We start from the raw sequence: 15,314 nt of genomic DNA, 5'->3' as shown, positions 1-15,314 counted from the left end.
GCAAAACCGATTCCGAACGGGGCATAACTTAGGACAGAGCGCGCAAATCCGGCCGCAGCTCATAGCTTGGCCAAACTCGAGTATAATTCAGTGCAGATCAAAGACGTCATTCTCACGCCCGGCAACGGCGCCTTCTTTTATGACGATCAAGCTGCCATTAGGGCAGGGGTTGGCCAGGACGGTTTTGTTTACGTCGGCGAGCCATTGACGCCCGGCTTCCGTGATATCCGTGTTCCGGCAGCTTGCTTAAGCGTCGGGCTTGTCCTGGAAGACGATATGGTCGCCTGGGGCGATATGATGGGAGTGCAATACTCAGGGGCTGGCGGGCGTGACCCCCTGTTTGACGTCGGAGCCATCATGGATCTCACGTCACGTGTTGTTGTCCCGCGGCTCTTAAACATTGATGCGTCCAGCTTTTTGACAGCCTGCTCCAGTGTCTTCGATCTCCATACTGGGAAACGACTCCCACTATGCATCGAATATGGGGTCAGCCAAGCCCTTTTAAGCGCTGCTGCCCATGCTGCGCGTCGTACCATGGCGGAGGTGGTTTGTTCGGAATTTTGCCTATCCATGCCGCATCGTCGTGTCCCAATTTATTGCCAGAGCGGTGATGCGCGCGAAATCAATGTCGATAAAATGATCCTGAAGGGGGTGGATGTGATCCCGCATGGCCTCATCAACTCGCGTAGCAAATTCGGCGTTGGGGGAGAAACCTTTCTGGATTTCGTCAAATGGGTGGCGCACCGCGTCAAGCAAATCGGCCAACCAGACTATTCTCCGGTGCTGCATTTCGATGTGTACGGCTGGATCGGTATGGAGATCGGGCTCGACGTCCAGCGCATCGCCGACTTCATCAGTAAGGTTGCTGACGCGGTTCCGGAGTTCACGGTGAATATCGAATCGCCAGCCGACTTCGGGTCTACGCCGGCGCAGGTCGAAAATTACGGGCAGATCGTCGGCATTCTGAATGCGCGCGCGTCACGTGCGCGCATCGTTGTCGATGAACGCTGCAACACCTTAGAGGATGTGCGTCTGTTTGCGGAGGCTAAGGCGACCCATCTCGTGCAGATCAAGACGCCGGACGTGGGCTCGATCGCCGACAGCGCCCGTGCGGTGCTTCTGTGCAAAGAGAACAACGTGGACGCCTATGTGGGAGGCAGCTGCAGCGAGACGGATCTCTCCGCGCGAGCGACGGTTCACATTTCGGTGGCAACACAGGCGGACATGATGCTCGCGAAGCCTGGCATGGGCATCGACGAAGGTCTTTCCATTGTAGGCAACGAACAAAATCGGTTGCTCGCCATGCTTGATCGGCGTCGGGCACAAAACCTGAAAGCCGCGTAGGAAGCGCCCTGATGCTAAACAGTCTCAAGGACATCACGGTTGTGGCGGTCGAACAGGCCGTTGCAGCTCCCTACGCATCGTCTCGCCTTGCTGACGCAGGCGCCCGGGTGATCAAGGTCGAAAGGCCCGAAGGGGACTTTGCCCGAAACTACGACAAGCTGGTGCGGGGGCAGAGCGCGTACTTCGTCTGGCTCAACCGGGGTAAGGAGTCGGTCTGTCTAGACCTGAGGTTGGAGGCGGATCGCGCCGTCCTCGACACGCTCATTGCCAGTGCTGATGTCTTCATCCAGAATCTAAAGCCGGGCAGCATAGAAAAACTGGGGTTCGCGTCCGCTGATCTGCGTCGACGATATCCGCGGCTGATCACCTGCGACATTTCTGGTTTCGGGGAGTCAGGGCCGTATTCCCATTTGAAGGCCTACGATCTGATCGTCCAGGCCGAAACAGGTCTATGCGCTATCACCGGCAACCAACAGGGGCCTGCGCGTGTAGGGGTCTCGGTTTGCGATATCTCGGCGGGCATGACAGCGCACAGCGCCATTCTTCAGGCACTGTACCACCGCGAGGTCACCGGCGAAGGGACCAGCATCCAGGTGTCACTGTTTGATGCCGTCGCCGACTGGATGAACGTGCCGGTTTTGCAAAATGATTACAGCGGCTACCAGACGGTACGCGCAGGCGTGAAACACCCGTCGCTCGCGCCGTATGGTGCCTATCGCTGTGCCGACGGCAAAGAGGTCATCTTTTCGGTTCAGAATGACCGCGAATGGGTGAATTTCTGCGAGAAATTCCTGAAGCAGTCCGGGCTCACACGCGCACCTGGTTTTGCTGACAATATGGAGCGCCTCGCTCATCGTGCGCAACTTGATGAGATCATTGAACAGCGGTTTTTTGAACTATCCTGCCACGATGCGATGCAGGAGCTCGAGGCGGCCGGCCTGGCATATGGCCGACTGAACGAAGTGGTGGATGTTTCAAAGCATCCACACATTCGCAGGGTGCAGGTTGGAACACCCGATGGAGCCGTCGAGACGATAGCGCCGGCGGCGATTTTCAACTCGGAGCTCCCCTCGCTTCGCCCAGTCCCGGCTCTTGGCTCTCATACCGAGGCTGTCCGCGAGGAGGTGCGGGCGCTTTTGCGCGAAAGAGCCGCGTCAGCGTGAGCGCGCGTTTCAGTAAGGTGAGACTGCTCGCGGTTTACAAAATGCCTGTGTACCTCGGATCATTTCAGCGCACCGGCCGCCTAGAAAGCTCACTGGCAGCGCCCGCGCTAAAATCGGCCGCAAAGGCGTCTCCATGATCAAGGACACCTTTGCGGCCGTTGAAGGCGCGATGTCTGTACCGCGCTGGAGATCCCTGCTCTTCGTTCCTGTTCACGTTCCGCGCTTTGTAGAGACGGCCCATGAGCGGGGCGCAGATGGCGTCATTCTCGACCTGGAGGATTCCGTGCCCCAGGATCGGAAAGGAGAGTCACGGCAGCAGCTTCCTGAATGCGTGGCAGAGGTGGGCCGGAAAGGCGCATCTGTTTTGGTCCGCGTGAATCATGGTCTGCGCGCCTTGGCGGCCGATCTCGATGCAGCCGTGATGGCGGGTGTTGACGCACTGGTTCTTCCGAAGACGGATTCGGCAGAGTGGGTTATAGAGATCGCGAATGCGGTTTCGGAACTAGAACGTGAAAGAAATCTTCCGCAGGGAGGCATCCGGTTCCTTGCCCAGATTGAGACCCCGGGCGCCTTGCAAAGGCTTGCGGCCATTGCGTCGGCGCATCCAAGGATGGTCGCAATGGCGCTTGGCCCTGAAGACTTCAGCGCCGCTGTTGGCGGCGCCCCAGGATTCGACCTTCTTTTGACGCCGAACCTTTCTGTTCTGTTTGCCGCCCGCGCGGCCGGCTTGCTCCCGCTGGGCTTCATAGGAAGCATCGGCGAGTTCTCGGACACGCATAAACTTCGTGAGGCCGCGGTGCGGGCGCGGCGGCTTGGCTTTGCCGGAGCTTTGGCGATCCATCCGACACAGGTGGCCATATTCAATGAGGCTTTCTCGCCAAGCGCCCAGGAGCTCGAGTGGGCCCATAAAGTTGTCGCGGCGGCAAATGATGCCGCCACGCGTGGACTGTCCGCATTCTCGTTGAATGGCAAAATGATAGATCCGCCAGTGGTGCGGCGCGCCCACGAGATCCTGATTCTTGTGGGCAACAACTGACTGGCCTGTTATCAGCGGCTGAACAGGAGCGAATGGCACTACACCGCGCCGGGCAAGCCGATGCAAAATGGCTACGCGATTCCCTCAACGGCCGAATGCGAGACGAGCTGTTGAACGATGGCCTGTTCTTCGGCCTCGACCACGCCCGCAGTGCCACTGCCGAATGGAGGCAGGACCTAAATCCTGTTCATAACACTCATCTGTCTATGTCATTTGAGTGAATAGGTTTTGCTGATCTGGATGCGATCCCATGGGGTATTTTGGGTTTTGCCGCGCGCGATGAACGATGCGCTGAGCCGCCGGTTCGTCAAGCGTTGATCGGCTGAAGACCCATGGACCGTCCGGCAGAGGATGAACGCCTTCGATCGACGCGAGTCCACCGAAGGCGATGCAACGCGGCTCGCCATTGTCAAGCAGACCACGCCAGCAGGAATAGCGCGGAATGTTGTGCTTGGTTCCCGTGTAGCGGACCGTCAGCTCGCGGCCGCAGCGCCGGCAGCGGACAAGGTCGGCGAGCAGAGCGTCGCCATGCTTGGGCGCCCCGTGATGCCGGCTCGTGGGCACGTGGTCGCTCACCATCTTGCGGATCGCTTCCGCCTTTCCCAGCCGACGTAGCCTTCGTGTGCACCCGGAATCAGCGCCAGCATCTCGCGCCTTACGGCGGCTGCGCGAGCGAATGGCGGCATCTGCGCGGTCTGCGCGTCGTGCGGGTTGGAGAAGATCGAACTGATATGTCGTAGGCTGGCGCGGTATGGACCTCTCCCCGGTTCGCTTCGTGAGGACCCGATGCTGCGCCCGAATCCTCCAATTGCGATGGGGTGTGGGAATTGGCCGTCGGGTCCTGCAGCAGTGTCACCAAGACGCCAAGCGTTCTGGGATCGATATGTGGGGCAGGGCAATGCGCCACGCGGTGCAGACCGCGATCAAACATCCAGGCCGGAACTTCCAGCCACCGATCGGAGGCGTGGCGGGAGAGACTGCAGCGGAAAACCTCCCGGTCGGCGTTCTCGATCACCTCATGAACGTGAACACAACGCCCGGCCCAAGGATGCCACGGATAAAGAAACTTGCGTTCCTCGGTCCTGTGGGTGTTCTTTCCTGGTGTTGTTCAACACCGTGAGGCCGCATTCCTCGCTCGCTATTTGACCCCGGCGGTCTTCGCCGGAACCCTCGCCGCAACCGGCTCCGACGCTGCACTCAATGAAGGCTTCGCGCCTCCGCCCGTTGCTCAAACCGCGCCATAACAGAAACGGCCGAGGCTAATCGCCACTGGTTGAAAGTTCAGTGGCAGGTCAGAGGGTCTGGCTCGACGGCCTTAGCTTCAGGCTATCCGGCCAATCCCGGCGATCACCCAGCGACACGATGACTGACCAGTGCTCAGCGCCACCGCCGGAGCTGCAAAAAGAGTTGCGTATGATTGAGCGTTCGACCACGTTGCTGTCGATCTTGATATGGCCTCGTCCAGGATGCGCGAGAGGCGCTTCCCAGCGCGAGAGCGTGTAGGGGATCGCCGCTGTGAGCTTGGTCTTCTGACTGATTTGGCCGAGCTTCTCTAGCCGCCCTGGGTCCAGTGCCGTGATGGTTGAGCACTTTTTGCCTGCGTGCAGCAAGGCCTCGTTGGCCTCGGCTACGGATGTCATCCTCGATCTTTTAGAGTTCGCGGATCCTTCTTAGCGCCTCGATCGGGCGCGGCATGGCAGAAGGCGAGCGTGAAGCCGCTTTTCGTCGGCCAGCAAGCGATGGCCCGCTATAGCCGTCGACCTGCAAGTTCCGGTAGAGAGCCTGCGAGATGAGCGATCGCACGCTGGGCCTTTTCGGTCCGGCGCATAGACATAAGACGCCCGGCGGTCCGCTCCCTCCCTAATCAGTCATCGCGGGCATAAATCCAGAGTAGGCCTGTCTTCGTCTTGCCGACCCCGGAACGAGCACCGGCGCGGTCGTCGCACGTCGGCGAAGAGTTTTGGCGAGGACTTCGGTTTTGCTAAAGCAACCGTTCATGGACCAGACGTAGGTGCCAGTCCGGCGCGGCCGACTACCGGCGCTGCCAGCAGCCTGGGCAAGCGAACCAAATTGTAGCCCGCCAAGTTATGCCGCGCCCGCGGTGGCACATCCTCGCAGCTTGACCTTGGCCATGCCGTCTGAGGTCTTGACTGACCGAACCCTCCTCTGACCCCTTAGGGCAGTGCTGACTGAGATCATAGCCCGGATGGCGCTTCGTGCGGTCATCGATCGCTATACGCGAGGCTTGTTGCTTTCTGCTCAAATGGGCGTTGAAGGCAACGCGCGGCGTGATCTTGCTCTTTGCAGGTCCTTGACTGGCGCGTCCTAGGCTTCGCCAGCGCCAGTCGATGCGCCGTCGCGGCGTCTGCGGTCCAACATAGCGAGAGCGGCATCACGCTCGCCTGTGCCAGGCCTGGGTATGAAACTTTCCAGTCAAGCCGGATTGGCCAGCACCTGGGTGCATAACCAACCTGTTGTCGCGGCTTCATTAGCATGAGGTGCCCGGAAACGAAGATACGTATGGACCCCGCCCCGCTTTCCAATTGAGCCTAGGGGCTGCTGATTCCTTCTTCGCCAAGGGTCGTGAACGGCGTGATCGACCAATGGATTAGGTTGATGGGACGATGAGTGTCGCCTCGGTCGAGCAATGGTGGATGAAACTGCGATGACATGTCCGATAGGATCTCTGTAATCGCCCTGCCTGACGCCCTGCCTTCAGGTTTTCGACATAAAATTTCACCTCGGTCACACCTGATCTTAATGTCGCCAGCGATCTAATCCAGTGTGCCAGGAATGAGGTACCGTACGGCCGCACTGCGAGAATGCCTTCTTCGCAAATCCCAGTCCTCGCCGTGACTGCTAGGTGCAATACTGCAAGCCAGCTGAACCAATTGAGGATCTGTCCCCTCATCGAGGCGCGGATTGACTTGGATGACGACGGGTCCAGGCTTCGTCCACGGAGTTCAATGTTCGTTGGCCCAGCTGAGGCCGTGAGCTTGCAAGCAATTCTGTGACACGTTGACGATACGATCATGCTCGTCATTAGTCAGCAGGGTTGGTTGGACAATTCACCTCTCGGAAGAGGAAATGGGGTGGCCGGCCGAAGTCCGCCAGCGGCAATAGCAATGACCTCCTTTCCCATCTTGTTAGCGCCGCTGGTTGCAATGGCGCTTGGTACTGAAGACTTCAGTGCAGCTGTTGGCGGTGCCCCAGAACTCGACCTGCTTTTGACGCCGAACCTTTCCGTTCTGTTCCCCATGCGGCAGTCTCGGCTCGATAGGAAGCATCGGCGATTCTTAGACAATGATAACTTCGTGGGGCCGCAGGCGATCCATTTAAACATCGATGGGGCTTTTCACCAAGCGCACAAGAACTCGAGGGACCCGTCGTGTCCTCGCGGCGAAAAAGATGCGACGGCGCAAGGCAAAGGCGCGTTCACATTGGACGGGAAGATGGTCGATCTACCGGTTATTCGAAGGGTCCGAGAAATCATCTCCATGGATCAGGGCGCCGAGTTGGCCGGTTGAAGCCTCGGCGGGTTGGGTCCATTCTGGACACATAGGTTACGGTTTTGGTCAAACCACACTGAGATGACACGACAGTTAGGCGTCATGTCGCTCTGCAATTATTGCTGTCGCGCCATCACATTTCGAGATAGATTACATCATTGCAGTCCGCCCTCGGAAGAGTACCCGTGGAAATCAGGCAGTTAAGATACTTTGTTGGCGTGGTCGAAGCAGGCAGTTTCACGAAGGCCGCTGGCTTTCTGAATGTCGCCCAGAGTGCGCTGAGTCTGCATGTGCGCCAATTGGAGGAAGGCTTCGGCACTCAGCTGCTGATACGCGACAGGACCGGCGTGAGCGTGACGGCGTCAGGAGCCAAACTCCTGGAGCGGGCGCGGGCGATTCTCAAAGAAATTCGAATTACCGAGGTGGAATTGACCAACACAGCCGCTTCCCCCGCCGGGGAGGTGACTATTGGCATTCCGTCTGGAGCTGCTCGCGTCCTGAGCGGTCCGCTGCTTGAGACGGTAAGACACGAACTGCCCAAGGTGTCCCTCAAGATGGTCGAGGGTATGACGGGACCGCTAGAGGAATGGATGGCGGCTGGACGCTTCAATCTGGCGGTTCTGTACCGCACTGCGGACAGTGTGGGGCGAATGACTGTGCTAGCGCGCGAAGACCTTTGTCTGGTGGTTCCGTCCGGCGAGCCACCGTTTGAAGATGCGATATCTCTGGCCGACCTGCATGCATTCCCCCTGGCGGTTCCCATGCGCAACAACAATGTCAGGCGTTCGGTGGCTGATGTCGTCGCACAACACGGTTGCGCGATGGACGTCAAGTTTGAAGTGGACTCGCTCTCAACGATCATCAACATGGTCGTAGAGGGAAAAGCGCATTCTATTCTCGCCCCGTCTGCCGTTCAGAAAGAAGCCTCTCAAGGGCTGGTCCGGACGGTCAAGATAGTCGATCCGGTAATTACCCGCTCCGTGGTGCTTGCTGTAAATCCCAAAGATGAGCGTTCTGCGGCCGTTTCTGCGGTCCGCAAGCTCATTCCGAAGGTCGCCAGAGAATTGATTGAGAGCCGGGGCTGGGTAGCATCGGCTCCTGACGCGACCTGAGAACCATCGATCTGTAAACAACGGCATGACTTCCTTCCTGTCGGAACAGATCGATCTGGATTCCAGATGGATTTAGGCACTAATCGATATTTGACCCGCTGCGACCATCGCGATGAAACTGGCTCAAGCGAGCTCAGCGGCTTCGAAAATTGAAACGGCGCTCGCATGGCCAGAATCACAAGTGGAGCCCGCGATGTCCCACGCCAGGAGCTACGAGCTCTTCATTAATGGCAAATGGCGAGCCGGTGGTAGCCGAGCCACTTTGCCGGTGATCAACCCGGCGACGGAGAAGGTATTTGCCTCAGTGGCCTCGGCTACGGTTCCAGACTTGGATGAAGCTCTTGCTTCGGCAGAACGCAGCCGCAAGGCGTGGTCCTCACGCCCCGCCAAAGAGCGTGGCGAGATCCTCGTCTCTGCCGCCAGCAATCTGGCTGAGAAAGCTGGCGCCGCAGCCAGGGACCTGTCGTCCGAACAGGGAAAGACGATTGCCGAAGCAACAGGAGAGTACGCGCGCGCAGTCGAAACGCTGGAATGGAATGGCCGGCATGCCGATGAGTTGTCGACCCCGATTCCGTTGGGTCCGAACAGGATGATCGTCCCGGAGGCCCTCGGTGTCGTCGCTGCCTTTACGCCGTGGAACTATCCAGCCGTTCTCATCGCCCGCAAGCTCGCCCCCGCGCTGGCGGCAGGCTGCCCGGTGATCCTCAAAGGGGCCGAAGAGACGCCAAGCGTGGCTGTCCATGTCGTGGAATCTTTGCGTCAAGCAGGGATACCGGAAGGCGTGGTCAACCTGGTGTTCGGTGTTCCTGTGCATATATCACGGCATCTGCTCAGTTCGCCAATTGTCAAAGTCTTGACGTTCACGGGGTCGACCGCTGTTGGGAAACAGCTGGCCACACTGGCCGCGAATAATCTGCAGCGCTGCATCCTTGAGCTCGGTGGACATTCCCCGGTTATTGTGTGCGAAGATGCCGACCTGGCAACGGCGATACCGGCTATTTCGGAATACAAATTCGAGTGCGCGGGCCAGAGTTGTAATGCGCCCAGCAGGATTCTTGTCGCCCGATCCCGCTATGAGGAATTCCTGTTCCGGATGACGGAGGCGGTCCGAAAAATCAGGATCGGTCCACCGGATGACCCTGCAACGCAGATGGGTCCCATGGCAAACGCGCGGCGAATCGAGGCCATGCAACGCCTGACCAAAGATGCGGTAGAGGGCGGCGCCCAAATCGAGACCGGTGGCATCCCCCTTGACCGACCGGGGTTTTACTGGCCGCCAACCATCCTGACTGGCGTACCGAAGGAAGCGAGAGTGCTTCATGAAGAGCCGTTCGGACCAATTCTCACCGTGGCTCCTTTCGATACGATCGAAGAGGCGATCGATGAAGCCAACGCCACGGAGTACGGTCTGGCCGCCTACTTGTTTACTGGCGCGGCCGATACGCAACAGAGGCTTGTGGGCGGTCTTTCTGCGGGCGCTGTTAGTGTGAATTACCTGAAAGGGGTTTCCGCTGATGCCCCTTATGGAGGAGTCAAACAAAGCGGCTATGGATATGAAGGCGGCGAGCAGGGGGTGCGAAGCTTCCAGATTCTGAAAATGGTCAATGGCCTCGGTTCATTTGGATAAAATCCGGTGGGAAACAGAACACGGACCATGGCCGGTAGCGACATCACAAGGAGCGTCGCCGACGCCCTTCAGTACATCTCGTACTATCATCCTCCAGATTATATCCGGTCTCTTTCTCACGCATACACGCGAGAACAGAGCCCGTCGGCGAAGAATGCCATAGGTCAGATTCTGCTGAACTCCCGCATGGCGGCCTTTGGGCGGCGCCCGATTTGTCAGGACACCGGACTTGTGGTTGTCTTCGCAAAGGTCGGCATGGATGCCCGCATTAAGTCAACAGCCAGTTTCGCGGATCTTGTGAATGAGGGCGTACGTCAAGCCTATCTCGATCCGGACAATCCCCTTCGGGCATCGATCGTTGCGGATCCCCTCGCTAGACGGGTCAACACCCGCGACAACACACCGGCAGTTGTCCATGTCGACCTGGTGCAAGGTAACCAGATTGAGATCACCATCGCCGCGAAAGGCGGCGGGTCGGAGAACAAGGCACGTTTTACCACCCTCAATCCCACCGCCTCCGTTTCCGACTGGGTGGTCAATACCGTTTCGACCCTTGGCAGCGGGTGGTGTCCACCTGGACTGATCTCTGTCGGCATCGGTGGTAGCGCTGAAAAGGCGATGCTGCTGGCCAAGGAGGCCATGAACGAGCCCATAGATATGGCGGAACTGATCGCAAGGGGGGCGTCAAGCGCAGAAGAGGGGCTGCGGATTGAGCTTTATGAGCGGATCAACGCGCTTGGTATCGGCGCCCAAGGCCTTGGTGGTCTGACGACAGTCGTTGACGTCAAGGTTGCGACCTATCCTACTCATGCAGCGTCCAAGCCTGTGGCGCTCATCCCGCAATGCGCCGCCAACCGGCACCTGAAGTTTACTTTGGACGGCTCTGGACCCATCAGCCTCCAGCCGCCCGATTTGCGCGAATGGCCCGACATCGGAGCCGACGAATTGAACCCAGCCGGCGTCCGGCGGGTCAATTTAGATACGCTTACGAAGGAAGAGACGGCATCGTGGCGCTGCGGTGAAACGCTCCTGCTTTCTGGAAAGATGCTGACGGGCCGTGACGCTGCCCACAAACGAATGGTCGAACTGATTGATGCCGGCAAGCCGCTCCCAGTCGATCTGAGGGGCCGCGTGATCTACTACGTCGGTCCCGTCCGGGCAGTGAGGAATGAAGTCGTTGGACCCGCCGGTCCAACAACCTCCAGCCGCTTGGACGATTTTACGGACAAGGTGCTCGCCGAAACCGGCCTTTTCGCGATGGTGGGCAAAGCGGAGAGGGGACCGGCGGCCATCGCGTCGATTGTAAGACACAGAACGCCATACCTTGCTGCAGTGGGTGGCGCTGCGTACCTGATTTCAAAGTCGATTAAGGCGGCGCGGATTGTCGCCTTTGAAGACCTGGGCATGGAAGCCATCTATGAATTCGATGTGCAGGACATGCCCGTCGTCATGGCTGTCGATGTTGAGGGAAACTCCATTCACAATTCCGGGCCTCTTGAGTGGCGTAAGCGTATGGCAGCCGACAGCATCGCACGCAACATCGGTGTTTGAGTCTTTCCGGTTGGGCGATTTCGGCCAGACCCGAGCGCCAAATTATCGGGCAAGCCATAAGACGAGCGGCATTTGCGGTGCCCTGCGCCTCGGCGAGCCGGCCAAGCAAGGCCTTCAATTCACCCTAATAGTTGAATGTGCGAGTGAATACTGCATTGAGTATGCCGTCCATGCGATCGAGGGTCGAATGCAGTCGCGCGTCTATCAAGTACGGCAGCGAGATTCAAGAAAATCGGTTATCTATTTATCATGGTCTCCGCCGCCGCCGACTATTCTCTCCAGCTGCACCATTGCCCCGTTGGGCGTTGGGGCGATAGCCAAATTACTTCTGCAGCTTTTCTCAGCGGATCGCTCACCCTCAGCTGATTTTCGTACCCCATTCTGGCACATCTCGGGCCTGGAACGGATGCCTTCCACTGCTACATTCGCTCGTTTCAATTGATGATAGAATTGATCGGCACACAACGCGATGTCATCGCTGAGAGCATAGGTTATGAAGTCGAAACCCGATCCCGTGCAACTCGACAGTTGGGACCTGCGGATCCTCTCCGAAATTCAGGCAGACGGTCGGATTTCAAAAAGTGAGCTTGCAAAACGAGTTCATCTTTCGGCGTCCGCCTGTTCGGAGCGGCTCCGAGCACTCAAGGCCGCGGGGATTATTGAGGGATTTTATGCGCGGCTGAGTCCTGCCCTCATCGGCGGCATGATCTTTGTGATGGTGGAGGTCGTGCTGGATCGTCATCGTCTTGAGGACCAACGACACTTCGAAACTGCTATCCAAGACATTCCGGAAATCCTGGACTGCTGGGCAATTGGGGGGCGCGTGGATTATCTGATGCGGGTCGCATCTCGTTCTATGGCCGCCTATCAGGATTTCATGGAGGGACTGCTGCAGGCAGGCTTGGGGATTGATCAATACTATAGCCTTGTCGTCACGAAACCAGTGAAGTCCAATTCACCGATACCTTTGTCCGCCCTGAGGCAACGGTAACCCAAAAGCTAAGTTTCAACGGCGTTTGGCACGGATCCCGTAGATTCGTCGGCAAAAGGCACCCATTCCGACGAAACTCAAGGGACATTTGCGGTATACTAATTGCTGGAAAAAGGTGGCCGAGCGCTATCCGCCAGTTGATCGCGAGCAAGGACGATGCGCTTGAGCAATCTGGAACCGATCTATTCCAGGAGAGGATCGAAGCAGCCATCGGACGCACTTGCCCAGCACGGTTACGGCGAGAAGCCAAACCGGATCGTGCCTGGTTGAGGAGGCGTCCATATCTAAGATGCGAAGTGCCGAAAAATGCCTCTACCGCTACTTCAAGGGGGGAACTTTCGCCCTGGATTGGCGATCAGTGGCGATTGAGCTTAGTCGCGGTCAGCGCATCCGTGTAGGGGGCGAAATCTACAGCGAGGGTTTGGCAAGCCGACGGGTAGCGGGAGTGCAAGCTGGCCCGCTCGGCCTTGGCGACCAACCCGGCCCTCGACGCCTGCGGACATTCGGAGATCGCGTTTTTACGTCCTAAGTTCGTTGCTGTTCGAGATTAGGAGATCGTCTGTCCTGTTTGACATTGCTGGTCTCCGCAGCCTTCTAAGCGAGGAGCATGGCTGTGCCGGGATCGCGTAGGTGGGTGACAAGGCCGGTCACTCCTGCCACCCGACGTGGTCTTTGAGAAGGTGGAGGTTGCGCTACCGGCTGGAGAGCATGGTGCCAGTTTTCACAAGACAAGGGTCGCTTAATCGAATGGGCGTCAAGTTCATAGATTGCGAACAGATCATGGGGGGATTTGAATAGTGCTACTGACCGAGGCAGAGCTGAAAAGAGTTGCGAATGCCAGTCGAGGACATAGAGCCGCATCGATCGTTCTAAAGGAAGAGACGGCCGCAGCTACAGCCAGATCGTCATTCGACGTTTTTCTGTCACATTCTTTCAAGGACGCAGAGATCGTTCTCGGTGTGAAGCGAATTTTCGAGGAGCTTGGGTTCACTGCTTACGTAGATTGGGTCGAAGATTCACAACTGGACCGCACAAAAGTCTCCTCGGCCACCGCCGAGTTGCTGCGGACCCGTATGAGGCAGTCAAAGACGCTAATCTATGTGCATTCAAACAATTCTCCAGGATCCAGATGGATGCCTTGGGAGCTTGGCTTTTTCGATGGGTTTCGGACCGCGGTAGCGGTTCTGCCCGTGGCAAAAAATTCTTCGGAAACATTCTCCGGGCAAGAATTTTTGGGCCTATACCCTTACATTGATGGGACAGGACCTGCATTCCTGTTTATGAACAGAGGGACCGCGCCTCGCTCAAGAATAGGCTCTGTAAGCTCGACTGCTAACCTCACGTTTGCCAAATCCTGGCTTAAAGAATTTACCGCCACAAAATAGACTGGTGTGCTTCAAAAATGAAATATCCTGGACTCTATAATAGCGCCGACGTGGCATCCAACGAGCAGCAGGCGACGTTTCTGCGCCTGATCCGGGCAGAGTACGTTCTTCTTTTTTTAGCGTCGGTGCTCTCTTTGGACTTGTCGCCATCAAAAGCCTATTTCGGTGTCTATGCTGCGGTATTTCTTTGCTCAATGGGAGTCCTCATTTTCCGGTCGGTCACAAAGCCCGAGCAGGTCTGGTATCAGGCTCGAGCTCTGGCAGAGTCGGTGAAGACATTGACTTGGCGCTTCGCGATGCGAGCACAGCCGTTCGATGACGCGCGCGCCGCTGACGCCAGAGCTGATTTTCGAAAGCTCATGGAAGGTATCCTTGATAGCAATCGTCACCTTGGTAGCGCGTTGAGCGGCACCGATTCAGCATCCCCCCAAACAACCGACCAGATGATGTCGATAAGGGACTCCCCGCTAAAAGAAAGAAAAGACCTATATCTGCAGAGACGAATCTGCGACCAACGGAAGTGGTACGAGAAGAAGGCGCGCTCGAACAAGAGGTCCGCGAAAGTCTGGATGGGCCTTGGTATTTTTGCATACGCTCTGGGATTCTCGTTCATCGTAGTACGCATCGCTGACCCCGCGATGCCAGGCTGGCCGACCGAGCCGCTAATTGTCATCGCCGCCTCCCTTATTGGGTGGACCCAGATCAAGAAATTTAACGAATTGGCATCGGCTTACACGTTGACAGCTCACGAGATCGGCTTGACTGCCGACCTTATTACGGACGCCAACTCGGATGAGGCATTCTCCGCCGCGGTGAACGAAGCCGAACTGGCTTTCTCACGGGAGCACACCCAGTGGGTTGCTCGTCAAAACAACTAAGAGACAACAATGGCATACAGCGATCCGACCTATGTAATATTTGACGGCGATGAAGACGCTTGGGCATACCGCTTTATGAAAGGGTGGAACGCCAGCGAGAATGTGAGTTTTGAATTCGCGAACGCTCACGATCTGGACAATATGACGAGCCGAGCACAGGACGAAGATTATGTTAAACGCAATCTTCGCAACAGAATGAATGGATCGAGCCAGGTACTTGTCCTGATCGGTGAGAAGACGAAAAACCTTTTTCGCTTCGTGCGCTGGGAAATGGAATTGGCTCTTGATCTAGGTCTGCCGATAATCGCAGCAAACCTTAACGGCTCGCGGCAACAAGATGTGAGCTGTCCGCCTATCATCAGGGACAAATGTGTTGTGCACGTGCCGTTCAAGATGAAGGCCATCAAGCACGCGCTAGCCAATTGGCCGAGCGAATTTCATCGGCTTTCAAACGCTCAGCGTGGCGATGGCGCCAGGAGCTATGGCGAAAGCACCTATCGCGATCTCGGCTTATAATCGCCACCTAAAAGCACTTAGCCGCCCAAACATCCTCGCCATCCGCTGGCGGCGACTAGCCTTAGCAACGTCCGCCAGCGTGTTCCGAGCTTGCCGAGCGATGATAAGAAGAGCACGACGTCCGATTTGCTGAGTTTGGCTGAAAGCTGCAGGTCATGTGCAACCTATTAGAGGAGCCCCGCTCGAAGCGTCGGATCGTCAG

The 15,314-nt window shown here is 57.4% G+C and carries 12 protein-coding genes and 2 pseudogenes; 12 read left to right on the top strand and 2 right to left on the bottom strand.

All coding sequences use genetic code 11. The annotated features are described in order from the left end of the window. Window positions 1-90 precede the first annotated feature (90 nt). The 4 genes and pseudogenes from P9230_RS27880 to P9230_RS27865 all read left to right on the top strand — a co-directional run. Window positions 91-1,344 (top strand): methylaspartate ammonia-lyase, encoded by a 1,254-nt coding sequence (locus P9230_RS27880; RefSeq protein ID WP_063170371.1) that lies wholly within the window; start codon window positions 91-93, stop codon window positions 1,342-1,344. An 11-nt stretch (window positions 1,345-1,355) separates the two neighbouring features. Continuing rightward, window positions 1,356-2,507 (top strand): CaiB/BaiF CoA-transferase family protein, encoded by a 1,152-nt coding sequence (locus P9230_RS27875; protein ID WP_063169312.1) that lies wholly within the window; start codon window positions 1,356-1,358, stop codon window positions 2,505-2,507. 133 nt (window positions 2,508-2,640) lie between these two features. Next, on the top strand, window positions 2,641-3,543 hold the full coding sequence (locus P9230_RS27870) for a CoA ester lyase (protein WP_210326668.1): 903 nt from the start codon (window positions 2,641-2,643) through the stop codon (window positions 3,541-3,543). 24 nt (window positions 3,544-3,567) lie between these two features. Continuing rightward, window positions 3,568-3,692: pseudogene (locus tag P9230_RS27865) on the top strand (integrase core domain-containing protein); the annotation flags it as partial. Window positions 3,693-3,747: 55 nt separating this feature from the next. On the opposite strand, the gene P9230_RS27860 reads toward P9230_RS27865, so the two are convergent. After that, entirely contained in the window at window positions 3,748-4,122 is a 375-nt protein-coding gene (locus P9230_RS27860) for a zinc ribbon domain-containing protein (RefSeq protein WP_063169311.1), read from the bottom strand. A gap of 528 nt (window positions 4,123-4,650) precedes the next feature. On the opposite strand from P9230_RS27860, the pseudogene P9230_RS27855 reads away from it, so the two are divergent. Next, window positions 4,651-4,787 (top strand): annotated as a pseudogene (locus tag P9230_RS27855) (IS3 family transposase); the annotation flags it as partial. 48 nt (window positions 4,788-4,835) lie between these two features. On the opposite strand, the gene P9230_RS27850 reads toward P9230_RS27855, so the two are convergent. Further along, the gene (locus P9230_RS27850; RefSeq protein ID WP_063169310.1) at window positions 4,836-5,183 is read right to left on the bottom strand and encodes a transposase; all 348 of its coding nucleotides are present in this window, start codon (window positions 5,181-5,183) and stop codon (window positions 4,836-4,838) included. A gap of 1,485 nt (window positions 5,184-6,668) precedes the next feature. On the opposite strand from P9230_RS27850, the gene P9230_RS27845 reads away from it, so the two are divergent. The 7 genes from P9230_RS27845 (at window position 6,669) to P9230_RS27815 (ending at window position 15,112) form a co-directional block, all read left to right on the top strand. Further along, the gene (locus tag P9230_RS27845; protein WP_063169309.1) at window positions 6,669-7,070 is read left to right on the top strand and encodes a hypothetical protein; all 402 of its coding nucleotides are present in this window, start codon (window positions 6,669-6,671) and stop codon (window positions 7,068-7,070) included. A 167-nt stretch (window positions 7,071-7,237) separates the two neighbouring features. Then, complete coding sequence (locus P9230_RS27840; protein ID WP_063169308.1) at window positions 7,238-8,164, top strand: LysR family transcriptional regulator; 927 nt, start codon at window positions 7,238-7,240, stop codon at window positions 8,162-8,164. 193 nt (window positions 8,165-8,357) lie between these two features. Beyond that, window positions 8,358-9,791 (top strand): NAD-dependent succinate-semialdehyde dehydrogenase, encoded by a 1,434-nt coding sequence (locus P9230_RS27835; RefSeq protein WP_063170369.1) that lies wholly within the window; start codon window positions 8,358-8,360, stop codon window positions 9,789-9,791. Between the two features lie 27 nt (window positions 9,792-9,818). Continuing rightward, the gene (locus P9230_RS27830) at window positions 9,819-11,342 is read left to right on the top strand and encodes a fumarate hydratase (protein ID WP_063169307.1); all 1,524 of its coding nucleotides are present in this window, start codon (window positions 9,819-9,821) and stop codon (window positions 11,340-11,342) included. A gap of 493 nt (window positions 11,343-11,835) precedes the next feature. After that, complete coding sequence (locus P9230_RS27825) at window positions 11,836-12,333, top strand: Lrp/AsnC family transcriptional regulator (RefSeq protein WP_063169306.1); 498 nt, start codon at window positions 11,836-11,838, stop codon at window positions 12,331-12,333. A gap of 1,402 nt (window positions 12,334-13,735) precedes the next feature. Beyond that, complete coding sequence (locus P9230_RS27820; RefSeq protein WP_063169305.1) at window positions 13,736-14,596, top strand: DUF4231 domain-containing protein; 861 nt, start codon at window positions 13,736-13,738, stop codon at window positions 14,594-14,596. A 9-nt stretch (window positions 14,597-14,605) separates the two neighbouring features. After that, window positions 14,606-15,112 (top strand): TIR domain-containing protein, encoded by a 507-nt coding sequence (locus tag P9230_RS27815; RefSeq protein ID WP_063169304.1) that lies wholly within the window; start codon window positions 14,606-14,608, stop codon window positions 15,110-15,112. Window positions 15,113-15,314: the final 202 nt, after the last annotated feature.

The organism is Mesorhizobium sp. WSM4887 (assembly GCF_029625865.1).
In the GTDB taxonomy this organism is placed as follows: Bacteria; Pseudomonadota; Alphaproteobacteria; order Rhizobiales; family Rhizobiaceae; genus Mesorhizobium.
Note: the sequence above shows the minus strand (reverse complement) of the source record. Positions and strands in the feature narration are given on the sequence as shown.